Raw genomic sequence first — 26,169 nt, 5'->3', positions numbered from 1 at the left:
CCGGGGCTACTTGAAGTACTCGTTTATCCTGGACGCCGCGAGAGCGGCCGTGATGTCTTCCTCTTCTCTCGCGTGCGACGCCGCGCTGTGGTCCAGATGGTTGGAGATGTTCGCGCACGCGTCGAGCAATGTGCTGAGCTGCGAGTTCCAGGTGTCATGGACGGTCCGCATCGCGGCGCCGGTGCGGAAGTTGTTGGCGGTCATCATCGTCGCCGCGTCGGAGGTGCTGCCGCTCGCGTGGTTGCCGTCGGTCTTGAGCCGGCCGTGCAGCGCGTACGCGGCGCTCCCTATCTCGCCCAGCTTGTCCTGGCTGACGCTCAGATCGGCGCCGCTCGCGCCGGCCGGCCCGTCGTCGGGCACTCTGTTGAGCCGCATATCGGTGTGGGCTGTGGCACCGGTGCGGGCGGATGCCCACTCCTCGTCGAACGACATGGCTTCCCCGTTGAACTGAAAAGGCTGAGACGGAACTGGACGAACTGGGACCGCGGCACTGCGAGAGCTGGGACCGCGGCGCGAATCCGCTAGATCTGCGGAGGACCGTACGGCGGGTACTGCTGTGGTGTCTGATCCGGCTGCCGCTGGGGCGGCGGCCCGTACTGCGGCGGTCCGTACTGCGGCGGCTGCTGGTACGGAACGGGCGCGAAGGCCGGAGGCGGCGGCGGGGGTACGGTGGCGCGGCGGCGGGAGCGGACGAGAGGTACGGCGACGGCGGCGCCCACGAGCAGGGCCGCGCCGACGCCCAGACCGATCCAGAGCCCGGTGCCGCCACCGCCGTCGGAGGAGGCGGCCGGTGCGGGCTGCTCGGTTCCGTCACCGTCACCGTCGCCCGCGTCCCGGGGCGCCGAGGCTTCGGGCGAGGGCGCTTCGGGCGAAGGCTCCTGGGAGGAGGCTGCCGCGAGGTCGGGCAGCGGGTACTCGTCGGCGGGCCCGGGATCGCCCGGGTCGGTGAGAGCGATCCGCGGGCGGACCATCCCGTACCCGACGGAATCGTTGCGCTCGGCCCCGTCGGTGGGGCCGCCCGCCGTGTTGAGCATGACCCGCAGCACCTGGTTGTTCGTCCAGTCCGGGTACGCGGACCAGATGAGCGCGGCGGAGGCGGAGGCGAGGGCGGTGGAGTCACTGGTGCCGTGCGTGTCGCAGAGTCCGGTCGCGCCCGCGCACGCGGTGATGATGTTCGTGCCCGGCGCGACCAGGTCCACCTCCGGCCCGCGCTGCGATTCGCCGGTGGCTCTGGCGTCCTTGCCGACCGCGCCGACGCCCACGACCCCCGGTGTCGCGGCGGGGTACTTCACGCTGCCGTACTCGCCGTCGTTCCCCACACCCGCGAAGATGAGCTTCCCTTTGCCGAGCGCGTACCTCACCGCCTCGCGGGTGGCGACGCCGTCGTACGGACCGGCCCGGGAGATGTTGATGATCCTGGCCTCGGAGTCGGCCGCGTAGCGGATCGCCTCGGCCTCCATCTCGTCGCCCGACCTGCCCGCGCCGAGATCCGCCCTGATGGGAAGGATCTTCGAACCCGGCGCCAGACCGAAGGCGCCGTCTCCGCCGTGGCTCCTGCCCGTCGCCGCGATCATGGCCGCTATGCCCGTGCCGTGGTTGCCGAAGTCGTCGCGCTCGTCCCCCGGCTTCACGGAGAAGTCCTTGCCGGGCAGCACCTGACCTTCGAGGTCGGGCTCCGGGTCCACACCGGAGTCGATGACGGCGACCGTCACCCCCTCGCCCGTACTGGTCCGCCACATCTCCTCGGCCTTCATGACATCGAGGTGCCACTGTCTGGAGCGGACCGTCCCGGCATGGGCCGGAGTGGCCGCCACGCCCGCCAGCAGCAGGCCCAGGGAGCCGGATATGAGCACGTTCCACCGGGTGGTGCGGATGCTGCTGGCGCGCATGTACGGTCCTTCTCACCGGATTCGGGCAGGGGCGGGCAAGGGCTCAGTCGATGACCGGCGGCACGATACGGCGACCGCCGTGCCGCCAGGTCTCTTCGTCCTCCGTCAGATAGTCGGGGCGCTGTCCGTCCTCGTCCTCGGGGCGCCGTCCGGGGCGCTGGGGGGAGTGCGGCACCACGCCGGAACGCCCCGCCTGTCCCGCGCGGCTCCCGCCGTCCGCCCCCGCGCCCCGGACCAGGCCCGAGCCGCCGGGGGTGAAGGGGCGGCCACCGGTCGTCCCGGGCTGCTGCGGCCGGCCGGCGACCATGCCGCCGGTCTCGCCCGCGAGCCGACGCCCGGCCGTACCGCCGGAAGCGCCCGTGCCACCGCCCGTCGCACCGCCGACCGCGCCGCCCGTCGGCGGACGGCCGTGCATCGCCTCACCGCCCACGACCGTGCCGCGCGGGATCCCGCCCGAGGGCCGGCCGGAGGCCTGCGGCGGTACGGGACGGCCGCCGACGATTCCGCTGTCCCGCGGCGACCGCGCCCCGGGCGAACCGGCGAGGGGTCCCTGTCCGGAGAGCGAGGGCGGGCGGACACCTCCGGCCCGCCCCCCACCGGCCGCCGGGGAGCCAGCGCCGAACGCGGGCGGAATCACTCCGACCGGGGGCAGGACCCCGCCCTCGGGGCGACCCGCCGGCGGAAGCGGGTGCGGTGTGCCGGCGGGCGGAAGCTGAGTCGTGGGCAGCGTCGCCACGCCGTCGATCTCCATGGCCACGGGACGTTCCGGGGCGGGCGGCAGCGGCTGGACCTGCGACGGCTGGACCGTCACCGGCGTGACCGTCCGGGAGTCCGCCGGGGCGTGGTACGAGGACGTCCGGTACGCGTCAGGACCGCTTCCGCCGCCGCCCGAGGACCCGGTCGACCACGCGGCGTCGCTGGAACCGTAGATCTGCGCGTCGGGAACGAACGCCTGCGGCGGCGGCGGGAACACCGGCGGGTCCTGAGCGCCCATCACCGACGACGAGAGCGCGTACGACTGCGCCAGCTTCGTCATCTGCCGGACGGCCTCGGCGTGGTCCTCGTTGAGCTTGGCCCGCGCCTCCGAGGCGATCGTCCGCGAATCGGGGTCGTTGTGGAACTCCCTGGCCGCCTGGAGGTCGTCCTGCGCCGAAGTGTCCACAGGGGGCAGGCCGGCCTTGACCTCCCCGAGGGTCTGGGCCGCGTCGCCCATCCAGATCGCGCCGACCTCGGTGTAGTCCGCGAGCAGCAGCGTGGCCTTCCAGGTCTGGTCGCCCCAGGTCTCGAACGCCTCGCCCGCCTCGCCCCGCCAGTCCACCGAGGTGATGTACGTCTTGAGGTCCTGGCCGATGGTCTCGATGGCCCGTGCCGCCTCGGCCAGCAGGTCCGCGTGGTCCTTGAGCGTGCCCGGGTTCGCGGCGGCGATCATGCCCCGCAACTCCTGATGCGTGTGCCCCTCGAAGTCGGTGGACACCGGGGCGTATCCCCCGCCGCCGCTGTTGTCAAGCATGACTCCGGCCCCTCATATCCCCGTACCCCCGTGTCCCAAGTCCCCGTTTGCCGAGTCCCGGTGCCGCGCGCGTGGGCCCGCACGGCGTCGGAACTAGAACTCGCTGCCCGCGTCCGTGCCGCCCTGCCCGGCGGCGGGCTGCCCGTCGGTCGCGGGCTCCTGCTCCTTGCGCCGTTCCTCCTGGCGGCGGTCGTACTCCTCCCGCGCGCTCCGGCTGATGCGCTGCATACGACGCCTGATGTCGTCGTCGATGTTCTCGTAGCCCTTGCGGGAGCCGTCGACGGCGATGCCCAGGGCCTCGATCTGGCCGGCCAGGCCCTGGGAGAGGTTCTGGAGTTCCGTGTGAACCCTCTTGTGCACGGCGTACAGTTCGTCGGCCTCGGCGAAGCCCGTCCCCAGGTCACCCCGGGCGACCTGGCCGCCCTCCACCCGGGTCGGTGCCGCGGGTGACGCGTCGAGCTTGGTCAGCAGCCCGTCCACCCGGTTCTTGAACTTGATCAGCTCGGACGCGTCGACATTCAGGTCCGCGGACCCGCCGCCGCTCGTCGTGCTCCGTGCGGGCAGCCCCGGCCGCCCCGTCCCGTCGTCCTCCGCCATCGACGTCTCCCCCGTCGCCCCGTCCGCCCCGTGCACCACACCCGCGGAGATCACTGTAGCGAGCGCCCACGACAATACGCATCCCGGCCTTGCAGCTGCAACGCCTATCAAGGCATTACGCGTTGGGGACCGCGACCGCCGCCTGCGGGCGGATCGGCAGACGGCTGACCGGGCGGCCCGTCGCGGCGCGCACCGCCGAGGCCACCGCCGCCGGGGAGGTGACCACCGGCGCCGCGCTGGCCGGTTTGGCGCCGAAGGGCGCCACGACATCGCGTTCCTCCACGAGTTTCACGATGCGAATGTCCGGTGCGTCCAGGGACGTCGGAAGCGCGTAGCCGGTGAGGTCGGGACGGCGGACCAGACCGCGGTTGGTACGGAGGTTCTCCGTCAGGGCCGTACCGATGCCCTGGGTGATGCCGGCCTCGATACGGGTCGCCAGCTGCGCCGGGTTGAGCACCCGTCCGACGTCCTGGGCCACCGCCATCTCGACCACCCGGATCGAGCCCAGCTCGATGTCGACGTCCACGACCGCGCGCACCGCGCAGAAGGCCAGCCCCACGAAGGCGTCGCCCTGGCCCGACTCGTCCAGGGGCTCGGTGGGATGCGGACGGCACTGCGCCGTCGCCCAGAGCTCCTTGCCGTCCATCGCCTCGGTGACCGTGGTGGAGAGCACCCCGTCGTAGGAGGTGATCTTGCCGTCGGTGATCTGGAGCAGCTCGGTGGACATGCCGAACTTGTGGGCCAGCGGCTGGAGGAGCTGTGTACGGACCATCTTCGCCGCCCGCTCGACCGCGCCGCCCGAGACCCAGGTGTGCCGCCCGTGGGCGGCCGGGCCCGCCGGAGGCTGGTCGGTGTCGACCGAGGCGACATGGACCTCCTCGATGCCCAGCGTCTCCTGGACGATCTGCCGGGCGAGCGTGGAGAAGCCCTGCCCCGTCTCGACGGCCGCGCAGATCACCGTGGCCACGCCGTCGTGGACCTTGACGGTGGCCGTGGAGACCTCGTCCGCGCCCTCGGCGCCGAGCATGTGGACCATGCCCAGGGCGTAGCCCACCCCGCGCCGTACCGCGCCCGGCTCGCCCGCGCCCTCCGGGCCGCCGGGCAGCAGCCAGGCCGCCTCCGGAGTGTCCTTGGGCAGCGCGGGCAGCGGGAAGTCCCGTACGGCGCCGAGCAGTTCGGCCACCGGGGCCGGGCAGGTCACGGTCTGTCCCGTGGGCAGGATGTCGCCGGTGGCGAGGACGTTGCGCATCCGCAGCTCGGCCGGGTCGATGCCCAGCTTGGCGGCCAGTTTGTCCATCTGGCCCTCGTACGCGGCACAGACCTGCATCGCGCCCTCGCCGCGCACATGGCCCGACGGCGGGTTGTTGGTGCGTACGGCCCAGCCCTCGATGAAGGCGTGCGGGACGACGTAGGGGCCGCAGGCGAAGGCCACCGCCGCCGCGAGCGACTCGGACGAGGCGTCCGCGTACGCGCCCGCGTCCAGCAGGATCTGGGCCTCGACCTTGACCAGCCGGCCCTCGGCGTCCGCGTGGTGGCGGTAGCGCAGCAGGGTCGGGTGGCGGTGGGCGTGGCCGAGGAAGGACTCCTCGCGGGTCGCGGCCAGCTTGACCGGGCAGCCGGTACGCAGCGCCAGCAGGCCCAGCGGGATCTGGAAGCCCGGGTCCTCGCGGTCGCCGGTGGCGCCGGGCACACCGGTGACGACGACCTTCACCCGTTCCGGATCGAGTCCGAAGCAGGCGGCGGCCAGATCGCGGTCGGTGTGCGGATCGGTGGAGGCCGTGTAGATCTCGACGCCGCCGTCGGGTCTGGGTACGGCGAGGCCCGCCTCGGCGCCGATCGGCGCCGGGTCCTGGCGGCCGATGCGGTACAGCCCTTCCACGACCACCTCGCCGGTGATCTCCGGGTCGCCGTAGCGCAGCGGGATATGGCGGATCAGATTGCCGTCGGGGTGCAGCGGCTCGGCGGCGAATGCCTTCTCCGGGTCGGTGACCGGGTCGAGCACCTCGTACTCGACGGCGATCGCGGCGGCGGCGAGGCGTGCCGTGTCGGGATGGTCGGCGGCGACCGCGGCGATCGCCTCGCCGTGGTGGCGTACGACGTCCGAGGCGAAGACGGGACGGTCGACGACACTGCGGCCGTACGCGGAGTCCCCGAGGACGTCCTCGTGGGTGACGACGGCCCGTACACCCGGCATCTCGGCCGCGGCGGCGGTGTCCACCGAGACGATGCGCGCGTGCGGGTGCGGGGAGCGCAGGATCGCCGCCCACAGCAGGCCCTCGGCCCACAGATCGGCGGCGTACGGGAACGTGCCCTCGGTCTTCGCGCGCGCGTCGGCCGGGGGGAGGGATGCTCCGAGGCCGTGCGCCGGGGGCTCCTGCTGAGGAGCGTCGAGCGCCTGGGCCCCGGTGGCCGCGTCGTTGCTCACGCCATGCCTCCGTCGGGCGAGTGCGGGGGCTGGGCGCTGCCGGCCCCTGGGGGTGCCTGGTGGGGGATGCGGGCTTCCTCGGAGGCCACGGCTGCGGCCTCCGCGCTCGCGGTCCGTTCGGCGACGACCTCGTTCACCGCGTCGAGCACGCCGCGGTAACCGGAGCAGCGGCAGAGATTGCCGCAGAGCGCCTGGCGGGTCTCCAGTTCGCTGGGGGCGTGGTTGCCCTCCAGCAGGTCGTGGACGGTCATGGCCATGCCGGGGATGCAGAAACCGCACTGCACCGCCCCGCACTTGGCGAGCGCCCGCTGGACGTCGGAGGGCTCGCCGTCCACGGCGAGTCCCTCGACCGTACGGACCTCGGACCCGGCCGCGGTGGCGGCGGGTACGAGGCAGGAGGCGACGAGCCGGCCGTCGACCTGGACGTTGCAGGCGCCGCACTCGCCCTGGGAGCAGCCGTCCTTGGCGCCCGCGAGGCCGAGGCGCTCGCGCAGCACGTACAGGAGGGACTCGCCGATCCAGGCGTCGGTGACGGGACGGTCGGCGCCGTTGACACGCAGGACGTAGGAGCCCGCCGGGTGTTCGGCGCTGTCGCTGCTGCTGGTCAGCGGCTCGGGTTCCGGTTCGGGCGCGGGCTCCGGCAGGACCTCCGGCTCGGCCGGCGCCAGGTGCCCGGGCTCGGCGCCCGGGGCGGGGGCCGCCGGCTCGTGGGCCGACGGGTCGTGTCCCGGGTCGTGCTCGGGCCGCTCGTCCGGCAGGGGCACGCCCTGGGCGTCGGCCTGTTCGGTCGCCCACGGGGCCGCCGCGCCGCCCGGCAGCGTCGCCGGCGGGCTGCCGCCGCCCCACTGGGCGGCCAGCACCGAGGCACTGAACTCGCCCGATTCATCCGGAAGATCACCGTTCGCGACCGGGATCGTCCACTGGCCGGTCAGCTCGGAGGAGCCGGCGGACCCGGCGGGGGCCCCGCCGCTCTCCGCGGCGCCCGCGTCGTTCCCGGTGAAGTTCCACTGCCCGGTCAGTCCCGGGTCGTAGCCGCCCTGGCCGTACGACGCCTGGAACCGCTCTCCGCCGTCCTGCCGCGGGTCCGGCCACCGTACGCCGCCTCCCGCGTCCTCCGCGGGCGTCAGGGGCGTGATCTGGGGCGGTACGTATCCGTGTCCCGGCGCGGCCAGCGGCGCGTCCTGGCCGTCCTCCGGAGGGAGCTGGACGAACGCGGTGGACTCGCCGTCGTACTCGCCGCCCTGCGGGAGCGGCTGCCAGCCGCCCGGCCCACGCGCGGTCCCGCCGTCGGAGGCGTTACCGGTGTTGCCGGCGTTCTCGTCGGTGGTCACGACAGCGCCCTCCCCAGTGCTCGTCGGGCCAGCGTGGCGACCGTACGCCGCAGATGCTGCACCGCGGGCGACACCGGCGGCGCCTCTCCGCCGTCGGCCGGTGGCGCCGGATCCGGGATGCACGCGGCGGCGACGTACTCGCCGAAGGCGGCGAGCGCCTCCTGGGTGAGTCCTCGCGCGCCGTCCCAGTCGATCAGCGAACCGATCCAGCGCTCGGCCTCCAGCGGGCGCAGCGGCATCGGCGCGATCGCGCCGACCGCGCAGCGCACTCCGCGCCGCGCCGGGTCGAGCACGACGGTGACCGACGCGGTGGCCCGGCCGGGACCGGTCCGTCCCGTCGCCTTCAGGAAGACCTGGGGAGCGTGCAGCAGCGGCACCCGCACGAAGCCGATCAGCTCGGCGGGCGCCAGCATCTCCCGGCCCGCGAGCAGATGCGAGATGGGGATCTCACGGCGCGCGCCGCCGGGACCCGCGACCACGAGGTCCGCCTCCAGGGCGGCCAGTACGGGCAGGGAGTCACCGGTGGGGGCCGCGGTGGCGATGTTGCCGCCGAGCGTGCCCGCGTTGCGGATCTGCGGCGGGCCCGCCGCGCGCGAGGACGCGGCGAGCGCGGGGATGAGGGCCGCGAAGTCGGGCCGGCCCATCCGGGCGTGCGTCAGACCGGCACCGAGCAGGGCATGACCGTCCTGGTAATGCCAGCCGCGCAGCTCGCTGATCCGGCCGAGGCCGACGAGGCCCGCGGGCCTGAGCTGGCCCTTGTTGACGGCCGCCATCAGATCGGTGCCACCCGCGACGGGCACGGCGGCGGGCATGTCCGTGAGCGCCGCCACGGCCTCGTCGAGTGAGGACGGCAGCGTCACGGACTGCGCGGTCTGCGGTGCGTGCGTGGTCAACCCGGCTACCCCTTTCCGGTGTCCCGGTGTCCCGCCTGTGTTGCCGTACCGTACGTGCTCACAGCCCGGACGTGGCAACTCTGGCACATCTTCCGGACCTGCCGACGCGAGGGTCCGCGAAGGGCGGATCCGTCCCCCACCAGGGGGAAGGTCCGGTTTCGCACCTCTTCGCCGTCACATACGGAATGCCACTCTTCGGCGTTCCTTGTACGACTTATCCCCGCACACGGTCACACGCGTGGCCACGATCCCAGGGGCAGGGGCTCGGGACGCCCGGCTGCCGTCTGTGCTCACACGTTTGGCGGCGCCCCCTCGATCGGGCGTCCGAGCACACCGGGCCGGCGCTGCCACGGCAACGGGCCGCCGGGCGGGCGGTATTCGACCCCGAGTGCGTCAAGGCGCCGATAATGCCCGGCCATCCGCCGTTCGAAATCGGCGTAATCCCGCTCCACGGGCGCCGGGAGCGGGGACCACACGGCCTCGGCGAAGGCGGCCAGTCTCGGGAAGACCTGGTAGTCGACGCGCGAGCGGTCCTGCATCACCTCGGTCCAGACATTGGCCTGGGCGCCGAGCACACGGGCCGCCTCCGCCGCGGTGAGCTCCGGCGGTACGGGCTCGAACCGGTAGACGTCCTCCAGGGTGCGGACATAGCCGATGGGCATCGGCTCGTCCTCGCCCGCCGCCTGACGGTGGTCCAGATAGACCTGCTGCTCGGGGCACATGACCACGTCGTGGCCCGCCCTGGCGGCGGCGATCCCGCCCGCGTACCCGCGCCAGGACGAGACGGCGGCGCCCGGCGTCAGGCCCGCGTCCGTCGTCCCGCCCTCCAGGATCTCGTCCCAGCCGATCAGCCGCCGGCCCCGGTCGGCGAGCCAGCGGTCGAAGTGCCGGACGATCCAGGACTGGAGCCGGTCCTCGTCGGCCAGGTCCAGTTCACGCATCCGGGCCTGGGCTGCCGGGGAGCTCCGCCACTGGTCCTTGAGGCACTCGTCACCGCCGATGTGGACGAACGGCGAGAACGGCGACGAGGACAGCGGGAAGAGTTCGAGGAGTTCCTCGAAGACGCCCTCGTAGAAGCGGAGGGTGTTGTCGGTGGGGGCGAGTACGTTCGCGGTAATGCCCCAGGTGTCCCAGACGGCGAGGGAGGTCGTGTCGATGACATCGGTGTTGCCGAGTTCCGGATACGCGGCGATGGCCGCCTGCGAATGGCCCGGGATATCGATCTCGGGGACGACGGTGATATGCCGCTCGGCGGCGTACGCGACGATCTCGCGGATGTCGTCCTGGGTGTAGTAACCGCCGTGCGGCTTCTCGTCCCACAACTCCGAGGCGCGGTGGCCCCATTTGGTGCGCGAGCGCCAGGCGCCGACCTCCGTCAGCCGTGGATACCGCTTGATCTCCACCCGCCAGCCCTGGTCGTCGGTGAGATGGAAGTGGAAGACATTCAGCTTGTGGGCGGCGAGCAGGTCGAGAACGCGCAGGACGCCGTCCTTGGGCATGAAGTGCCGTGACACGTCGAGCATCAGGCCCCGCCAGGCGAAGCGGGGCGCGTCCTCGATCACGGTCGGCGGTACGGTCCAGGCGCGCCCGGGAACGACGGGCGCGGCACGAAAGGCGTCGGGGCCGAGGAGCTGACGGAGGGTCTGCGCCCCCCAGAAGACCCCGGCGGGCCCGCCGCCGTCGATACGGACCGTGTCCGTGCCGGCGGTGAGCCGGTAGCCCTCGGGGCTCGACTCCCGCGCGATGTCGGGGCCGATGCCGAGGAGGATCCGGCTGCCGCGGCCGGAGCGCCCCGGGGCGTCGGAACCGGAGCCGGAACCGTCGGAGTCCTGCGTGCCGGAGTCCTGCGCGCCGGAGCCGCCGTGGCCGCTCACGGCCGCGTCGGGAAGCGGCAGCCCGGTGGCGGCGCCGACGGTCGTACGGAGCCAGCGGGCCACGCCCTCCGTACCGGGCGCCGCCTCGATCACCGTCCGGCCGTCGAGCCGGACAGGACCGGCCTTCGGCGGTGCGGGGTCGGTCCGCCGGGGATTCGGGATCAGATCCATCTCGCGCGTCCTCAATCCTTGACGGCGCCGCCGAGTCCGGAGACCAGGCGCCGCTGTACGAGTACGAAGAAAACCAGCACCGGAATGGTCATCACGGTGGACGCGGCCATGATGCCGCCCCAGTCGTTCTCGTCCGGTTTGAAGAAGACCAGCAGCGCCATGGGAAGCGTCGACTGGGAGGTGTCGCTGATGATGAAGGACTTGGCGAAGAGGAAGTCGTTCCAGGTCGAGATGAAGGAGAAGACGCTCGTCGCCACAAGCCCGGGGAAGACCAGCGGAAAAAGGATCTGCCACAGGAACCGTGCGCGACTCGCGCCGTCGATGTACGCGGCCTCCTCCAGGGCCTCGGGCACCGCCTTGACGAATCCGCGCAGCATCCACACCGCGAACGGCAGCGAGAAGGCGAGATGCGGCAGGACGAGCGAGCCGAGCGTATTGAGCAGCCCGGCGTCCCGCATCAGGAAGAACAGCGGGATGGTCAGCGCCTCGACCGGCACCATCTGCGCGACGAGGAACATGATCAGCAGGGTCGTACGGAATCGGAAGCGGAAGCGGGTCACCGCCGTGGCCGCCAGAAACGCGATCAGCGCGGAGCCGATCACGACGGTGCCGGCGACCGCCAGGCTGTTGAGGAAGTACCGCCCGAATTCGTGCTGTTCGAAGACGCGGCGGAAGGAGTCGAGTGACGGTGAGAGCGTCCAGGGACGGGCCTCGGCGGACTGGATCTCGCCCGCGGGTTTGACCGCGGAGAGGACCATCCAGTACAGCGGAAAAGCCACGACGACGGCGATGACGAGGGCCGATGCCTCGGCTGCCAGCCGCCAGGGGCGGCGAATACGGAGCAGGTTCACAGTTCTTCTCCCCGGCGCCGGATCAGTCGCAGATACACGAGTGTGACCGCCAGCAGAATCAGCAGCATGACCACGCCGATCGCCGAGCCCAGGCTGTACTGCGAAGAGGCGAAGGCCTTCTGATAGGCGTACACATTGAGCACGAGATTCTGGCCGGCGATTCCGCCTCCGTTGGTCATCACATAGATCTGGGTGAAGACCTTGAAGTCCCAGATGACCGACTGAATGGTGACGACCAGCAGGATCGGCCGCAGGATCGGCGCGGTGACGGACCGCCAGGTCCGCCACTGCGAGGCACCGTCGAGGGAGGCCGCCTCCAGCACCTCGCCCGGGACCGCCCTGATGCCCGCGTAGACGGTCACCATCACGAACGGGAAGGAGCACCAGACAACTTCGAGCAGCACGAGCGTGAAGGCGCTGTAACGGCCGTACGTCCAGGAGAAGTCACCGAGCCCCAGCAGCCGGTTGACCGGGCCGTGGTCCGGGTCGAAGAGAAAGACCCAGACCGTGGAGCCGGTGATCGCCGGAGTGGCCCAGGCACCGAGGGCGGCGAGCATCAGCGCGAGCCGGGGCACGGCCCTGACCCGGGTCAGCAGCACGGCGAGCGCGCAGCCCACCGCGAGCGTGGCGAGGACGCACGCGGCGGCGAAGACCACGGTCGCCAGCAGCACCTGCCAGAACTGGCTGTCGCCGAAGAGCTCCGCGTAGTTGCCGAGGCCCTTGAAGGTGGTTAGTTCACCGCCGCTGACCTGGGCCTGGGTGTACTCCAGGAAGGAGATCAGGCCGAGCTGGTAGATCGGGTAGACCAGCAGCCCGCCGAGGACGACCAGGGCGGGCGCGAGATACAGCCAGGGCGTCCCGCCCCCCTCGCCCGCGCGCCGGGGGCCCCGCCGTGAGCCCCTGGGCCCGGCGGCGGGCGCCGCCGGGCCGTCGGTGCGGTTCGTCATCGCGCTCAGCTCGCGGACGCGAAGGCCGCGTCCATCTTCTTCGCGGCCTCGTCGGACGCGGCGGCGACGTCCTTACGGCCGCTGACGATCTCCTGGAACATGGTCGGCAGCACGAGCGAGGCGTCGATCTGGGCCCAGCCCGGCGACGCCGGCACGAACTTGGCGCCCGCGCCCAGGGTCTTCACGAAGGGCTCGACGAACGGCTCCTTCTTCGCCGAGTCCGCCAGCACGTCCGTGTACGTCGGCAGGAAGCCCATCGCGTCGAACAGCTTGGCCTGCGTGTCCTTGCCGGTGAGCGACTTCAGCAGGTCCACCGCGAGCGTCCGGTGCGAACTGCTCCTGAGGACACCGATGTTGTTGCCGCCCGCGAACGCCGGGGCGACCGAGCCCGGCGTGACACCGGGCAGCGGCACGACCGCGTACTTGCCCTTCACCGAGCCCGCCTCGACGGCCGCGTGACTGAAGTCACCGCCTATCGCCATCGCGGCCCGGCCGGAGGCGAAGGCCGTCACCGTCGCGTTGCCGCCCATGGAGGCGCACTTGGCGGCCGGACAGTTGTCGTCGCCGAAGAGGGAGGTGTACGCCTCGATGCCCTTGCGGGCCGCCGGGCTGTTGACCGCGCTCTTGTACGTGCCGCCGCTCTCCTCGGCGAGCTCACCGCCGTTCGCCCAGAGGAACGGCATGGCGCCGTAGGTGTACGCGCCGCCGACCGCGAGCCCGTACAGATCGGGCTTCGCCTTGTGGATCCGCTTGGCCGTGGAGATCAGCCCGGCCTGGGAGTCGGGGACCTCGATCCCCAGCTCCTCGAAGACGTCGGTGCGGTAGTAGAGCGCGCGGACGCCGACGAAGAGCGGCGCGCCGTAGATCTTTCCGTCCACCGTGACGGACCGCCTGGCCGTCGGGTCGGTGTCCTTGGCCTCGTCCCAGGCGTTGAACTCCTCGGTGACCTCGGCGAGTCCGCCGTCCTTCACATATCCGGCCGTGTCGGTGTTGCCGTACTCGACCAGATCGGGCGCGCTCTTCGGGTCGTTGAACGCGGCCTTGATGCGCTGGGCGCGGGTCTCGACCGGGATGTACTCGATCTCGACCTCGGTGCCCCGGTGCTTCTCGCCGAAGGCGGCGACGGCCGCGTCGACGACCTGCTCCTTGGGCTTGTTGCCGACCTCCTGGAAGAGCCAGACGCGCAGGGTGCCGCTCTTCTCGTCCTTGGTCGCGCTGGTGTCGGAGGTCTGCGGCGCGCAGGCGGTGGCGGTGAGGCCGGCGAGTGCGAGAGCGGCGATCGCGGCGACGGTACGGGCGCCTGTGGCCACTGTCCGGGCGGCTGTACGGGCAGAAAGCTTCATCCGGAGTCCCTACGAGTTGGCGTTGCAGCATGCGCAACGTACGTTTCGTGCTGCACAACACGCAGGAGAGTAGGCATGGCTGGATCATGCCGACAAGTGGTCTCAACCATTTCGTTGCAGCGGACACGGCCGCGAAACAGCGGCGGCGGCGTCCGGAAACGCACGACGGCCCCCGGGACGCGCACAGGTGCGCGTTCCGGGGGCCGTCGGCGACGGAGGACCAGCCGCTACTTCTTGCTCTTGTCCTTACCGCCCTTGCCCTTGTCCTTGTCCCCGCCGGGACCCATGGACTCGTAGATCTCCTTGCACATCGGACAGACCGGATACTTCTTGGGGTCGCGCCCCGGTACCCAGACCTTTCCGCACAGTGCGACCACCGGAGTGCCGTCGAGGGCACTCGCCATGATCTTGTCCTTCTGGACGTAGTGGGCGAAGCGCTCGTGGTCGCCGTCGCCGTGCGACACCTGTGGTGTCGGCTCCACGAGGGTGCCCGTACCTGCCCCGCGCTCGGGCTCAAGAGTGCTCATGGGAGCCAAGGGTACCCACGAAGGGCGGCTGTCGGAGGCTCGGGTCCGTGCACTCCGCATCCGTACGCTCACACATCGCGCCGACACGCCGACCGCACCTTGGCCGGTGTCCTCACGAAGGGTCAGTTGAGGGAGGGATCGTCCGGGTATGTCGCGACCATGGCCAGCTCACTGCGCTGCCGTCGCAGCACCGCCCGCCAGAGCCGCTCGGGGCGCGGGGACGACACGTCGCCGGGCTCCGACTCGACGACGTACCAGGCGCCTTCGCGCAGTTCGGCCTCCAACTGGCCCGGGCCCCAGCCCGCGTAGCCGGCGAAGATCCGCAGCGAGCCGAGCGCCCGCGCGAGCAGCTCCGGCGGGGTCTCCAGATCGACCAGGCCGATCGCGCCGTACACCCGGCGCCAGCCCAGCGGCCCGTCGTCGCCCGGGATGACGGCGAGTCCGAGCGCCGAGTCGAGCGAGACGGGACCGCCCTGGAAGACCACACCGGGCTCGCCCGCGAACTCGCCCCAGGACTCCAGGATGTCCCCGACGTCCACCGGGGTCGGCCTGTTGAGGACCACGCCGAGTGAGCCCTCCTCGTCGTGATCGAGCAGGAGGACCACCGCGCGGTCGAAATTCGGGTCGGTGAGGGCGGGTGTCGCGACAAGCAGCCGCCCTGTGAGCGAGGACACCTCGGTCATGCGACACATGATCCCGCATCTTCGGGCTCCGCGGGGCGTGCCCGGGACAGTCCGCGTGCGCGCAGCTCAGGGCGCACGGCGGCAGCGGGAGCGCACGGCCCGCGAAAGGAGCCGGTGGTGACCCTCCGCGACGCAGCGGAAACGGTATGTGTCGTACCGGATCCCATTCCGCACCGACCCTGTCCCGGGCCTTACGGCACAGGGGGCCCGGCCCCTTACCCTTTTCCTTGGCCACCTGCCCGCCCACTCCGGAACGCGAGATTCATGACCGGCACAGACGATGTAATGCTTGTCCACGGCGGAACTCCGCTGGAGGGCGAGATCCGGGTCCGAGGCGCGAAGAACCTGGTGCCGAAGGCGATGGTCGCGGCGCTGCTCGGCAGTGGCCCGAGCCGGCTGCGCAATGTGCCGGACATCCGCGATGTACGGGTGGTGCGGGGGCTGCTCCAGCTCCACGGGGTGACCGTGCGCCCCGGCGACGAACCGGGCGAGCTGATCCTCGATCCGACGCATGTCGAGAGCGCCAATGTCGCCGACATCGACGCCCACGCGGGTTCGTCGCGTATCCCGATCCTCTTCTGCGGTCCGCTGCTGCACCGGCTCGGTCATGCCTTCATCCCGGGTCTGGGCGGCTGTGACATCGGCGGCCGGCCGATCGACTTCCACTTCGACGTGCTGCGCCGGTTCGGCGCGACGATCGAGAAGCGCGCGGACGGGCAGTACCTGGAGGCGCCGCAGCGGCTGCGCGGTACGAAGATCCGGCTGCCCTATCCCTCGGTCGGCTCGACGGAGCAGGTGCTGCTGACGGCCGTGCTGGCCGAGGGTGTCACGGAGCTGTCGAACGCCGCGGTGGAGCCGGAGATCGAGGATCTGATCTGTGTGCTCCAGAAGATGGGCGCGATCATCTCGATGGACACCGACCGGACGATCCGGATCACCGGTGTCGACCGGCTCGACGGCTATACGCACCGGGCCATCCCGGACCGTCTGGAGGCTGCCTCCTGGGCGTCGGCGGCGCTGGCCACCGAGGGCAACATCTTCGTACGCGGCGCGCAGCAGCGCTCGATGATGACCTTCCTCAACACCTACCGCAAGGTCGGCGGCGCCTTCGAGATCGACGACGAGGGCATCCGCTTCTGGCATCCGGGCGGCTCGCTCAACGCGATCGCGCTGGAGACCGATGTGCATCCCGGCTTCCAGACCGACTGGCAGCAGCCGCTGGTGGTGGCCCTGACGCAGGCCTCCGGTCTCTCGATCGTCCACGAGACGGTGTACGAGTCCAGGCTCGGCTTCACCTCCGCGCTCAACCAGATGGGCGCGCACATCCAGCTCTACCGCGAGTGCCTGGGCGGCTCCGACTGCCGCTTCGGCCAGCGCAACTTCCTGCACTCCGCGGTCGTCTCGGGTCCCACCCGGCTCCAGGGCGCTGATCTGGTCATTCCCGACCTGCGCGGCGGCTTCTCGTATCTGATCGCGGCGCTGGCGGCCCAGGGCACGTCCCGGGTGCACGGCATCGACCTGATCAACCGCGGCTACGAGAACTTCATGGAGAAGCTGGTGGAGCTCGGCGCGAAGGTCGAGCTGCCGGGCGGCGCGCTCGTGTGACCTCGCCGGATCCGGTCCGGCCCCGCCGGAAGGAGTCCGGCACACCCAGGGGCGGCCACCCGGTCCGGGTGGCCGCCCCTGAGCGTTGCCTATGGATGCTGTGGATGCGTCTTACTTGCCCTTGGCGGCTTCCTTGAGCTTGGAGCCCGCGGAGACCTTCACGCTGTAACCGGCCGGGATCTGGATCGGGTCACCGGTCTGCGGGTTACGAGCGGTGCGAGCGGCACGGTGGGTGCGCTCGAAGGTCAGAAAGCCGGGGATGGTGACCTTCTCGTCGCCCTTGGCGACGACCTCGCCGACCGTCTCGGCGAGAGCGGCCAGCACAGCGTCGGCGTCCTTGCGGGTCACCTCGGCGCGGTCGGCCAGGGCGGCCACCAGCTCACTGCGGTTCATGTTGTTACTCCCGTGTTCTTCTTGCCTGTGAGGCGTGAGATCGAAGCCGATGCTGCCAGGGCCCTCGGACAGTCCCCGGACCCGGGTCTGCTGACAGACCCTCGCGCCCGAATACGCATCCTGCCCCCACCAGCGGCGGGAAAGCCAATCCGGCACCCTCCGGAGTCACACGAAAAGCGCCACTGCCTCGTCGTCGTGACGTTCCGTGGACTCTGTGGAGACTCCTTGGAGCCTTGGAGCCCTGAACCCCCCGAAGGCCCTGAAAAACCTCCCTGGAGCGGCGGGGCTCATGGTCCGCCACCCTAGAGGGGCCCGTGGGGCCCGGCGAATCGCGACGCGCCGGGCGCGGGCGTACGTGGGAAGCGCCACAGCGGTGCGTCACCTGGGCGGATACCCGGACACGCGCTCACCGCCACCGGTGCGCCCGGGACCCGGACGTGGGCCCCGGCGCACCACCCGGCGTACGGGTCAGACCGACGTGGGAGTCGTCACACCGCCCGCGGCGGCCCTGGCCGCGTCGCGCACCGCGCCCGCCACCGCGCCCGCGACCTTGTCGTTGAAGACGGAGGGCACGATGTAGTTCGGGTTCAGCTCGTCCTCGCTGACGACATCCGCCAGCGCGGACGCCGCGGCCAGCATCATCTCCGTGTTGACCGTGCGGGACTGCGCGTCCAGCAGACCGCGGAAGACACCGGGGAAGACCAGCACGTTGTTGATCTGGTTGGGGAAGTCGGAGCGGCCCGTGGCCACGACCGCCGCCGTCTCGCGCGCGATCGCCGGGTCCACCTCGGGGTCCGGGTTGGCCAGCGCGAAGACGATCGCCCCGTCCGCCATGGCCGCGACGTCGTCGCCGTCCAGCACGTTCGGCGCCGAGACACCGATGAAGACGTCCGCGTCGACCACGGCCTGCTTCAGTGTGCCGGTGACACCCTCCGGATTGGTGTTGTCGGCGATCCAGCGCAGTGGTGACTCCAGGGCCGCCTCGACCAGGTCCTCACGGCCCGCGTGCACCACACCGTGGATGTCGGCGACCACCGTGTGCTTGACACCCGCCGCGATCAGCAGCTTGAGGATGGCGGTGCCGGCGGCGCCCGCGCCGGACATCACGACCCGTACGTCCTCGATGGCCTTGCCCACCACGCGCAGCGCGTTGGTCAGCGCCGCGAGCACCACGATCGCGGTGCCGTGCTGGTCGTCGTGGAAGACCGGGATGTCCAGGGCCTCGCGCAGCCGTGCCTCGATCTCGAAGCAGCGGGGCGCGGAGATGTCCTCCAGGTTGATGCCCGCGAAGCCGGGCGCGATCGCCTTGACGATCTCGACGATGGCGTCGGTGTCCTGGGTGTCCAGGCAGAGCGGCCAGGCGTCGATGCCGGCGAAGCGCTTGAAAAGGGCCGCCTTGCCCTCCATGACCGGCAGCGCGGCCTTCGGGCCGATGTTGCCGAGGCCGAGCACGGCGGAGCCGTCGGTCACGACCGCAACGGAGTTGCGCTTGATGGTCAGCCGGCGGGCGTCCTCGGGATTCTCGGCGATCGCCATGCAGACCCGCGCCACACCCGGTGTGTAGATCATGGAGAGATCGTCACGGTTGCGGATCGGGTGCTTCGACTGCATCTCGATCTTGCCGCCGAGGTGCATCAGGAACGTACGGTCGGAGACCTTGCCGAGGACGACACCCTCGATCCCGCGGAGCTGCGCGACGATCTGGTCCGCGTGCGCCGTGGAGGCCGCGGCGATCGTGACGTCGATCCGCAGCTTCTCGTGGCCGGAGGCGGTCACGTCGAGACCGGTCACGGAGCCGCCGGAGGACTCCACGGCCGTGGTGAGCTGGGAGACCGCGGTACCGCTCGCGGGCACCTCCAGCCTGACCGTCATCGAGTACGAGACGCTGGGCGCCGTTGCCATGACCGAGTTCCTCTGCTTTCCCTAGCCGCTGTGCCGCCCCGCCCGGACCCATGTCCCGGCGGCGCGTACCGATGGTCGCACCTACCATCGGGTAGCGGGTAAAGACCCCCGCCCCCGAAAGGCGCCTTCCACGATGCGGGAGACCTTAACAGCGGCACGCCCAACAGAAGCAGGCCCTCACCAATGACTGGTGAAGGCCCGCTGACAGAAGTGTGCTGCGAACGCGAAGAAGTACACGAGAACGATGAAACACACGCGTGAGGACTAGGTCCTGTCCGGGCGATCTTCGTGGATCAGGCCGCGGCGTCCGGTGAGGTGGATCGCAAGGCGGAGGATCGCCCGTGTACTGGACGTACTCGGGCGACTCCGACAACGCCGCGAGGTGCCGTGCCGGGCGTCGCGGACCCGCGAAGATCGCCCGGACAGGACCTAGGTGGCACCGACCCGCCATGCTCGCCTCGCGGCAAGTGGTCGCTCGAAGCGACGAAGGTTGGGCCCGGGGGCTTGGATCGAGCCGGTGCCGTACCCAATCTAACAAACCACCCCGGGAAGTGATTCCTCCGGAGCGAGTTGACTTGTCATCAATCCCGGAGCAGGTCCGGTACTCCCTCCGGGTCCGGCTCGTCGCGGGCCGTCGAAACGACCGTGAGCTGCTGGGTCGCCCGGGTGAGCGCCACGTACAGCACCCGCAGCCCGGCCGGTGACTCGTCGGCGATCTCCGCGGGCGAGACCACGACCGTCGCGTCGTACTCCAGTCCCTTGGCCTCCAGACTGCCCAGCGCCACCACCCGCTCGCCGAGCCCGGCCAGCCAGCGTGCCGCCTGCTCGCGCCGGCCCATGGCGACGACGACACCGACCGTGCCGTCGACCCGGTCCAGCAGCCGTCGGGCCTCGGCCCGTACGGTCTCGGCGAGATCGCCGTCCCGTACGACGGAGAAACGCGGCTCCACGCCGGTGGAGCGCACCGCTCTCGGGGACTCCATCCCGGGCATCGCGAGAGCCAGGACCCTCGCGGCCAGCTCGGCGATCTCGGCCGGGTTGCGGTAGTTCACCGTCAGGGTGAAGCGGCGGCGCGGCCGGGTGCCGAGCGCCTCGTCCCGGGCCTCCGCCGCCTCGTCCGGGTCCGACCAGGACGACTGCGCCGCGTCGCCGACGACCGTCCAGGTGGCGTGCCGGCCGCGGCGGCCGACCATCCGCCACTGCATGGGCGTGAGGTCCTGTGCCTCGTCGACGATGACATGCGCGTACTCCGTGCGCTCCGCCGCGAGCCGTTCGGCCCGCTCGCGCTGGGACTCCTCGCGCTGGGGCATCAGCTCCTCCAGGCCCGTGAGCTGGTCCAGCGGATCGAGTTCACGGCGCTTGCGCGGGCGCGCGGGCGTGCCGAGCAGTGTCTCCAGCTCGTCCAGCAGCGCCACGTCGTGGACCGAGAGCGGGCCCTTGCCGTCGGCGCCCAGCCGTTTGAGCGAACGCGCCAGGCGCCGGGTCTCGCCCTGGTTGAGGATCCGGCGCGACCAGCGGCCGAGCCGCCGCTCGTCGGCCATCGCGGCGAGCACGCCGCGCGGGGTCAGCTCGGGCCACCACGTTTCGAGGAACTCGATGAAGCTGTCCTCGGAGGTGACGTCCTCGTCGAAGGAGGAGCGCAGTTCGGCGGTCAGCTCGGGATCGGTGTGGCGCCCGGCCGCGCCGGACTTCGACCACAGCGCGTCCAGCAGCAGCCTGCGGGCGCGCGGGCGCAGCAGATTGACCGGCGCGGTCCCGCCGAGCACGGACTCACGGATACGGCGCAGCTCGTCGGCTTCCAGTTCGAGCCGCCGGCCGAACGCGACGACACGCAGCCGTACCGGCGCCCCGCCCCTGCCGCTGCGGGCCGCGTACGGGAGGACGTCCTCACCTGGGGCGGAGGAGGCGTCGGCGGGCGCCGGGAGCATGCCCGGGGCGGTGACCTCGCCGGACTCGGCGGGCTCACCGAAGGCGAGCTGGCCCGCCTGGACTTCCGCGCCACGGGCCGACCGGGCGGCACGGGTGGCGGCGGTGCGCGCGCCGCGGGGCGCGGAAGCCGTCGCCGAGGCGCCCTCCAGTGCTCCTCTCGCCGCCTTGCGCAGCACCTTCAGCATCCGCGCCGAGCCCTTGACCCGGGCGACGGCCGGTTCGTCGTACGCCGTGGCCTCCGCGCCGTCGACGAGCGAGCCGACCGCGCGGATCGCGACCTGGCCCTCCTCGCCCAGCGACGGAAGCACGCCCTCCGTGTACGCGACCAGCAGCGGCGTCGGCGAGACGACCAGGATGCCGCCCGCGTACCGCCGCCGGTCCTGGTAGAGCAGATACGCGGCGCGGTGCAGCGCCACCGCCGTCTTGCCGGTGCCGGGACCGCCCGACACCTCGGTGACGGACGCGGCCGGCGCCCGGATCACCAGGTCCTGCTCCGCCTGGATCGAGGAGACGATGTCCCGCATCGTGTGGCTGCGCGCCTGGCCGAGCGCGGCCATCAGCGCGCCGTCGCCGATGACCGGCAGCGCGGCGCCGCCCAGCGACGCGGTCAGCTCGGGTCGCATCAGATCGTCCTCGACACCGAGCACCCTGCGGCCCTTGGACCGGATCACCCTGCGCCGTACCACCCGGCCGGGATCGACCGGCGTGGAGCGGTAGAAGGGCGCGGCGGCCGGCGCGCGCCAGTCGATGACCAGCGGCGAGTAGTCGGAGTCGAGGACGCCGATCCGGCCGATGTGCAGGGTCTCGGCGATGTCGGCCGTACGGTCCGACCTGATCGCGTCGTCCGCCGGTTCGACCGAGGTGTACGCCCCGTCCGGGCCCTTCTGGCCGTCCTTGCCGGGCAGCAGGTCGATCCGCCCGAAGAGGAAGTCCTCGAACTCGTTGTTGAGCCGGTTGAGGTGGATCCCGGCCCTGAAGACCTGGGCGTCGCGCTCGGCGAGCGCCCCCGGTGTGCCGACCTGCCCCCGTTTGGCGGCGTCGTGCATCAGGAACTCCGCCTCGTGGATCTTCTCCTCGAGGCGTCGGTACACCTGGTCCAGATGGCGCTGCTCGCCGTCGATCTCACGGTCGCGTACGGAGTCGTGCCCCGTGTCGCGTACCGGATCGACGGCCGGTCCAGCGGATTGAACAGCGGCATCCTGCGCGGCCACCGGGGCCCCCTTCATCACGTGCGTCGGGCAGCCGTCAACCGTACGCGAAGGGGGGCCGGTATGTCAGGCGTCGACCTCCACCAGTCGCTCGCCGTCGAACGTACGGACCTCGAAGTGATCGATGTCGCCGCTGTCCATGGCCGTGCCGCCGTGGACGTACAGCGGGCTCTTGGAGATCTTGTTCGGGCTGTCGGCGATGCCGTATCCCCACTTCGGCACCGACCAGGAGGTGACGACCTCCTCCTCGCCCGTCCTGGACACGGCGACCAGACTGCATTTGAGCGGACCCTTCACATTCTTCAGCTCCAGGACCGTGTGCGTGCCCCAGCCCTTCGGCTCCATGCCGATCGTCGCGCTGACCTTGGTCGTGGCGTCCGTCGCCCAGACCTTGTCCGGCATGTGGTTGAAGAAGGCGTCCTCGGCCGGGCTGGTGGGGTGCGGGTCGGCGGCCTGGTTGCTGCTCCCGCCGTCCCCTCCGGTGGCGGTGACGGCCGCCACGGGCCCGCCGATGATCAGCGCCGCCGCTGCGGCGACCAGATACATCCCCCGGCGCCTGCGCTGGGCGCGCTTGGCCGCGACCTCGTCCACCAGCCGCCCGAGCAGCCGCGGGCTCGGCTGTACGGAGACGGACGGCGTCGGCAGCTCGGCCAGCGGCACCACGGGCGCCAGTGAGCCGAGCGGTCCGGGCGCGCCGAGCGGTCCGGGCCCGGCGAACGGGGCCGGACCGTCCGCCAGCATGGCCAGCATCGGCTCCATCCCGGAGAACTCCTCCAGGTTGACCGCGCAGACGCGGCAGCCGGCCAGATGCGCCTCGAAGGCGGTGGCCTCGGCGTCGTCCAGAATGCCGAGGACATACGCGCCGACGGCTTCGTGCACAGTACTTTCGTCGCCCAGTCCGTACTGCTCATGCGTGGTCATGCCGAGACCCCCCTCTCCTCCAGCGCGAGCTTCATGGAACGCAGCGCGTAGAACACCCGTGAACGCACCGTGCCGCTGGGTATGCCGAGCGTCTCGGCGGCCTCGTTGACCGTGCGCCCCTTGAAGTACGTCTCCACCAGGACTTCCCGGTGAGCGGGGGTCAAATCATCGAGCGCATCAGAGAGCGTCATCAGCCACAACGCCTTGTCGATCTCGTCCTCCGCGGGCATGACCTCCAGCGGCGACGGGTCGACCTCCTGCGGCCGGGCCTGCCGGCTGCGGTGACCGTCGATGACGATGCGCCGGGCGACCGTCACCAGCCAGGGTCGGACAGAGCCGGTCGCCCGGTTGAGCTGGCCGGCGTTCTTCCAGGCACGGATGAGCGTCTCCTGCACGACGTCCTCGGCCCGCTGGCGGTCGCCCGCGACCAGACGCAGTACGTAGGCGAGCAACGGTCCCGCGTGCTCCCGGTAGAGGGCTCGCATCAACTCCTCGTCGGGGACGGAGTCATTGGTGCGCGGTGCCTCGCTCCGGTGCCGGGCCCGGTGAGGTCGGTCTTCGGCCACGGCCGCATCCTTGCGCACCTGAACCTCCCGGTCGAGACCTTGATGGCTGCTTCTCCCTCATCACTACGGACGCCCGGGTGCGGTCACTCAACGGGACCGGAAAAACTTTCAAGATCTTTTACGGGAGGGGGTGGGCGACCTGGGGCGGGTTCGCCCCGGTCCGGGACCGCGCCGAATCCATGGAGAAGCCACGCGGAAAGTGTGTGGACCCTGCATGAAAACTGTGTGCCGCCTGTGTTCACACCGGGTGGACTTGGCCGGAAAACGCACACGAGGACCGGAAGTCGCCCAGGTGCCCGGCGAAGCGGCTCAGGCGCGGGAGAGAGCCGCCCTGCGGCGGTGTCTGGCCACCCGTTCGCGGTTGCCGCAGACCTCGCTGGAGCACCACCGGCGCCGCCTCCCCCGCGAGGTGTCCAGATAGACCCGCCGGCAGGTGTCACCCTCGCACTGCCGCAGCCTCGCCCGTGCCGTGGGATCGGTGAGCAGCTCCACCGCGTCCCTGGCCACGGCCGCCAGCAGCGCGTCGCACGCGGGCTCGGCGCTGAGCGCCCGTACGAGCGCGCCGTCCTCGTCCCGTACGGCCCTGATCCCGGGCGGCGCCACCGCGGCCAGCGCGTTGACCCGCTCCAGGGCGCCCGCGGCCTCCCGGCCGTCGATCTGGGCCCGTACCAACTGCCCGACACCCTCGCGCAGTTCGGCGAAGGACCGGACCCAGCAGGCGTCCACGGCCCGCAGGGGGGTCCCTTTGGGCACCAGCCCGGCGCCGACCAGCCATCTGCGGAGCGACACGGCGCCGTCGAGCTGCTCCCACCCTCTGGACGTCGGCTCCGCCGTGGCCACCAGATCCAGGCAGACACGCCCGGAGTCGAACCGCCACTCGTACGAGCTCATGCCCGCCGCCATGTGCCTGTCACCGCCTCGGGTTCACCGGTCGGGTGCGTTCCCTCTCAGAGTGCCTGCCCCCGAACGCGGCCGGAACCCCTGCCGCCGGCAGGGAACCCGGGGAGCCCGGTTCGGCGGGCCGTTGTGCGGGCCGTGCTGGAAGAGATGATGGTCCCGCCGCTCTCCGTCGACATGACGGGAGAGCGGCGCGGTCCCGAACAGCTCGAAACCGCGTGTACGCCCGCTCGCACCCGCCCGCTCACGCGTCCGCGTACTCCGGCTCCGCCGCCGGGTCCAGCGCCAGCCGGTAGCCGCGTTTGACCACGGTGTGGATCAGCCGGGGCTCGCCCAGCGCCGTCCGCAGCCGGGCCATCGCCGTCTCCACGGCGTGCTCGTCGCGGCCCGAGCCCGGCAGCGCGCGCAGCAGCTCCGCCCGCGAGACCACCCAGCCCGGCCTGCGGGCCAGGGCCTTCAGCAGCGCCATCCCCGCGGGCGCCACCGGCCGCGGCTCTCCGTCGACGAGCACGGCATGGCCCCGGATCTCCACCCGGCGGCCCGCGACCGGCAGCGCCGGGGAGCGCGCGGGCAGTTCCGCGCAGAGCAGCTGGACGAGCGGCCCGAGCCGGAAGCGCTCCGGATGGACGGTGTCGATCCCGTGCGCCTGGAGCGGCAGCGCGGTGACGGGCCCGACGCAGGCCGCCGGCACGTCGTGCCGCAGCGCGCCGAGCAGCGCGGCCAGCCGGCCGCGCTCGTCGGCGCGCGCCAGCAGCGAGGCGGCGGCCGGCGCGCTGGTGAAGGTGACGGCGTCCAGGACGCGGGCGGCGGTCGCGTCGATGAGCCGGTCGACCGGTGCGAGATCCTCCGGCGGCATCCAGCGGTGGACCGGTACGACGACGACCTCGGCGCCCGCGGCCCGCAGCGACTCCACGCATCCGGGCGGAGGTTCGCCGTGCAGCTGAAGCGCCACCCGCCGGCCCTCGACGCCCTCCCCGAGCAGCCGGCCGAGCACCTCGGCCATCGACTCTGCGCCGGGCGACCAGGTCTCCCTCAGCCCGGCGGCCCGGACGGCGCCCGCCGCCCCGGGCCCGCGGGCGAGCAGCTGGGCCGCGCGCAGACAGGCCGACAGCTCCTCACCGCGGCCCCAGCCGCCGGCCGCCTCGATCCAGTCGCGGAAGCCGACCGCCGTCGTCGCCACGACCACATCGGGGACGTCGTCGATCAGTTGCCCGGTGACGGCGAGGAGTTCGGTGTCGTCGGCGGGCGGCACGATCCGCAGCGTGGGCGCGTGGACGACGGAAGCGCCGTACCCCTGGAGGAGCGCGCCCAGTTCACCGGCGCGCCGGGCGGCCGTGACACCGATCGTGAATCCCGCGAGAGGGCCGTGCCGCCGACCGTCCATGCCGCTCCTCCCGCTCGCCGGAGCGACCGAGACTGTCAACGGCGCGTGACGGGCCCGGTTCGCGGGCATTTCCGCGCGGTAACGAACACCCGGGCTCCCACGGCTCACCTCCGCGCTCGGCCGGGCCCCCGCGTACGACCGAGCCCTGTGCGTGGCCGCAGGCCGTGAGCGGCCGGCCCCGGGCTCCCCGCTCCGCCGTACGGTCCCGGCCCGCGCCCGGCGAAGGTATACCGCCCGGCTACGGCGGGACCCCGTCACGGCCGGGTCCGGGGGTGTCCGGGCCCGCGTACGGGCGGGCTCGGGCGGGCCCGGGTTCGGGCGGG

General features: G+C 71.9%; 21 protein-coding genes. 1 reads left to right on the top strand and 20 read right to left on the bottom strand.

The features are described 5' to 3' along the window. Window positions 1–6 precede the first annotated feature (6 nt). The 13 genes from BFF77_RS25450 to BFF77_RS25390 form a co-directional block, all read right to left on the bottom strand. On the bottom strand, window positions 7–432 hold the full coding sequence (locus BFF77_RS25450; protein WP_066953902.1) for a hypothetical protein: 426 nt from the start codon (window positions 430–432) through the stop codon (window positions 7–9). Between the two features lie 89 nt (window positions 433–521). Continuing rightward, window positions 522–1,889 (bottom strand): type VII secretion-associated serine protease mycosin, encoded by a 1,368-nt coding sequence (mycP, locus tag BFF77_RS25445; protein WP_066953899.1) that lies wholly within the window; start codon window positions 1,887–1,889, stop codon window positions 522–524. 43 nt (window positions 1,890–1,932) lie between these two features. Continuing rightward, entirely contained in the window at window positions 1,933–3,399 is a 1,467-nt protein-coding gene (locus BFF77_RS25440; protein WP_066953896.1) for a WXG100 family type VII secretion target, read from the bottom strand. Between the two features lie 93 nt (window positions 3,400–3,492). After that, window positions 3,493–3,996 (bottom strand): hypothetical protein, encoded by a 504-nt coding sequence (locus BFF77_RS25435; RefSeq protein ID WP_141698522.1) that lies wholly within the window; start codon window positions 3,994–3,996, stop codon window positions 3,493–3,495. A gap of 115 nt (window positions 3,997–4,111) precedes the next feature. Then, the gene (locus BFF77_RS25430; protein WP_066953893.1) at window positions 4,112–6,421 is read right to left on the bottom strand and encodes a xanthine dehydrogenase family protein molybdopterin-binding subunit; all 2,310 of its coding nucleotides are present in this window, start codon (window positions 6,419–6,421) and stop codon (window positions 4,112–4,114) included. Beyond that, entirely contained in the window at window positions 6,418–7,752 is a 1,335-nt protein-coding gene (locus tag BFF77_RS25425) for a (2Fe-2S)-binding protein (RefSeq protein WP_066953889.1), read from the bottom strand. The genes BFF77_RS25430 and BFF77_RS25425 overlap by 4 nt, the downstream gene beginning before the upstream one ends. Beyond that, on the bottom strand, window positions 7,749–8,645 hold the full coding sequence (locus BFF77_RS25420; RefSeq protein WP_066953887.1) for an FAD binding domain-containing protein: 897 nt from the start codon (window positions 8,643–8,645) through the stop codon (window positions 7,749–7,751). Before BFF77_RS25420 ends, BFF77_RS25425 begins: the two co-directional genes overlap by 4 nt. A 290-nt stretch (window positions 8,646–8,935) precedes the next feature. Next, complete coding sequence (locus tag BFF77_RS25415) at window positions 8,936–10,690, bottom strand: beta-N-acetylhexosaminidase (protein ID WP_079125492.1); 1,755 nt, start codon at window positions 10,688–10,690, stop codon at window positions 8,936–8,938. An 11-nt stretch (window positions 10,691–10,701) separates the two neighbouring features. Next, the gene (locus BFF77_RS25410) at window positions 10,702–11,541 is read right to left on the bottom strand and encodes a carbohydrate ABC transporter permease (RefSeq protein ID WP_066953884.1); all 840 of its coding nucleotides are present in this window, start codon (window positions 11,539–11,541) and stop codon (window positions 10,702–10,704) included. Continuing rightward, window positions 11,538–12,488, bottom strand: coding sequence for a carbohydrate ABC transporter permease (locus BFF77_RS25405; protein WP_066953881.1), 951 nt, complete (start codon window positions 12,486–12,488; stop codon window positions 11,538–11,540). The genes BFF77_RS25410 and BFF77_RS25405 overlap by 4 nt, the downstream gene beginning before the upstream one ends. Before the next feature lie 5 nt (window positions 12,489–12,493). Continuing rightward, complete coding sequence (locus BFF77_RS25400; protein WP_483855213.1) at window positions 12,494–13,798, bottom strand: extracellular solute-binding protein; 1,305 nt, start codon at window positions 13,796–13,798, stop codon at window positions 12,494–12,496. A gap of 260 nt (window positions 13,799–14,058) precedes the next feature. After that, the gene (locus BFF77_RS25395; protein WP_066953876.1) at window positions 14,059–14,358 is read right to left on the bottom strand and encodes a DUF3039 domain-containing protein; all 300 of its coding nucleotides are present in this window, start codon (window positions 14,356–14,358) and stop codon (window positions 14,059–14,061) included. Between the two features lie 122 nt (window positions 14,359–14,480). Then, the gene (locus BFF77_RS25390; RefSeq protein WP_066953873.1) at window positions 14,481–15,041 is read right to left on the bottom strand and encodes a YqgE/AlgH family protein; all 561 of its coding nucleotides are present in this window, start codon (window positions 15,039–15,041) and stop codon (window positions 14,481–14,483) included. 264 nt (window positions 15,042–15,305) lie between these two features. Between BFF77_RS25390 and murA the strand changes: the two genes are divergently transcribed. Continuing rightward, on the top strand, window positions 15,306–16,646 hold the full coding sequence (gene murA / locus BFF77_RS25385) for a UDP-N-acetylglucosamine 1-carboxyvinyltransferase (RefSeq protein ID WP_066953870.1): 1,341 nt from the start codon (window positions 15,306–15,308) through the stop codon (window positions 16,644–16,646). A 111-nt stretch (window positions 16,647–16,757) separates the two neighbouring features. On the opposite strand, the gene BFF77_RS25380 is transcribed toward murA, so the two are convergent. The 7 genes from BFF77_RS25380 to BFF77_RS25350 form a co-directional block, all read right to left on the bottom strand. Continuing rightward, window positions 16,758–17,039 (bottom strand): HU family DNA-binding protein, encoded by a 282-nt coding sequence (locus BFF77_RS25380; RefSeq protein ID WP_004571953.1) that lies wholly within the window; start codon window positions 17,037–17,039, stop codon window positions 16,758–16,760. Between the two features lie 468 nt (window positions 17,040–17,507). Then, window positions 17,508–18,941 (bottom strand): NAD-dependent malic enzyme, encoded by a 1,434-nt coding sequence (locus BFF77_RS25375; RefSeq protein ID WP_066953867.1) that lies wholly within the window; start codon window positions 18,939–18,941, stop codon window positions 17,508–17,510. A gap of 581 nt (window positions 18,942–19,522) precedes the next feature. Continuing rightward, on the bottom strand, window positions 19,523–22,081 hold the full coding sequence (locus tag BFF77_RS25370; protein WP_425424428.1) for a HelD family protein: 2,559 nt from the start codon (window positions 22,079–22,081) through the stop codon (window positions 19,523–19,525). 63 nt (window positions 22,082–22,144) lie between these two features. Beyond that, window positions 22,145–22,999: a zf-HC2 domain-containing protein gene (locus tag BFF77_RS25365; protein WP_066953864.1), complete on the bottom strand. Its 855-nt coding sequence runs from the start codon at window positions 22,997–22,999 to the stop codon at window positions 22,145–22,147. Beyond that, window positions 22,996–23,583: a sigma-70 family RNA polymerase sigma factor gene (locus BFF77_RS25360; protein ID WP_066953861.1), complete on the bottom strand. Its 588-nt coding sequence runs from the start codon at window positions 23,581–23,583 to the stop codon at window positions 22,996–22,998. Before BFF77_RS25360 ends, BFF77_RS25365 begins: the two co-directional genes overlap by 4 nt. A 291-nt stretch (window positions 23,584–23,874) precedes the next feature. Beyond that, window positions 23,875–24,468, bottom strand: a complete 594-nt coding sequence (locus BFF77_RS25355) for a CGNR zinc finger domain-containing protein (protein ID WP_066953858.1) — start codon at window positions 24,466–24,468, stop codon at window positions 23,875–23,877. Between the two features lie 238 nt (window positions 24,469–24,706). After that, on the bottom strand, window positions 24,707–25,846 hold the full coding sequence (locus BFF77_RS25350) for a uroporphyrinogen-III synthase (protein WP_066953855.1): 1,140 nt from the start codon (window positions 25,844–25,846) through the stop codon (window positions 24,707–24,709). Window positions 25,847–26,169: the final 323 nt, after the last annotated feature.

Origin of the sequence: Streptomyces lushanensis (assembly GCF_001700515.1) — a bacterium.
GTDB classification, from domain to species: domain Bacteria; phylum Actinomycetota; class Actinomycetes; order Streptomycetales; family Streptomycetaceae; genus Streptomyces; species Streptomyces lushanensis.
The sequence above is the reverse complement of the archived record's forward strand: the minus strand, read 5'-3'. Positions and strand labels throughout refer to the sequence as shown.

Coding starts and splice junctions, on each gene's coding strand:
- BFF77_RS25450 (WP_066953902.1), bottom strand. CDS start 432: ATGTCGTTCGACGAGGAGTGGGCATCCGCCCGCACCGGTGCCACAGCC.
- mycP (WP_066953899.1), bottom strand. CDS start 1,889: ATGCGCGCCAGCAGCATCCGCACCACCCGGTGGAACGTGCTCATATCC.
- BFF77_RS25440 (WP_066953896.1), bottom strand. CDS start 3,399: ATGCTTGACAACAGCGGCGGCGGGGGATACGCCCCGGTGTCCACCGAC.
- BFF77_RS25435 (WP_141698522.1), bottom strand. CDS start 3,996: ATGGCGGAGGACGACGGGACGGGGCGGCCGGGGCTGCCCGCACGGAGC.
- BFF77_RS25415 (WP_079125492.1), bottom strand. CDS start 10,690: ATGGATCTGATCCCGAATCCCCGGCGGACCGACCCCGCACCGCCGAAG.
- BFF77_RS25405 (WP_066953881.1), bottom strand. CDS start 12,488: ATGACGAACCGCACCGACGGCCCGGCGGCGCCCGCCGCCGGGCCCAGG.
- BFF77_RS25395 (WP_066953876.1), bottom strand. CDS start 14,358: ATGAGCACTCTTGAGCCCGAGCGCGGGGCAGGTACGGGCACCCTCGTG.
- BFF77_RS25390 (WP_066953873.1), bottom strand. CDS start 15,041: ATGACCGAGGTGTCCTCGCTCACAGGGCGGCTGCTTGTCGCGACACCC.
- murA (WP_066953870.1), top strand. CDS start 15,306: ATGACCGGCACAGACGATGTAATGCTTGTCCACGGCGGAACTCCGCTG.
- BFF77_RS25380 (WP_004571953.1), bottom strand. CDS start 17,039: ATGAACCGCAGTGAGCTGGTGGCCGCCCTGGCCGACCGCGCCGAGGTG.
- BFF77_RS25375 (WP_066953867.1), bottom strand. CDS start 18,941: ATGGCAACGGCGCCCAGCGTCTCGTACTCGATGACGGTCAGGCTGGAG.
- BFF77_RS25365 (WP_066953864.1), bottom strand. CDS start 22,999: ATGACCACGCATGAGCAGTACGGACTGGGCGACGAAAGTACTGTGCAC.
- BFF77_RS25355 (WP_066953858.1), bottom strand. CDS start 24,468: ATGGCGGCGGGCATGAGCTCGTACGAGTGGCGGTTCGACTCCGGGCGT.
- BFF77_RS25350 (WP_066953855.1), bottom strand. CDS start 25,846: ATGGACGGTCGGCGGCACGGCCCTCTCGCGGGATTCACGATCGGTGTC.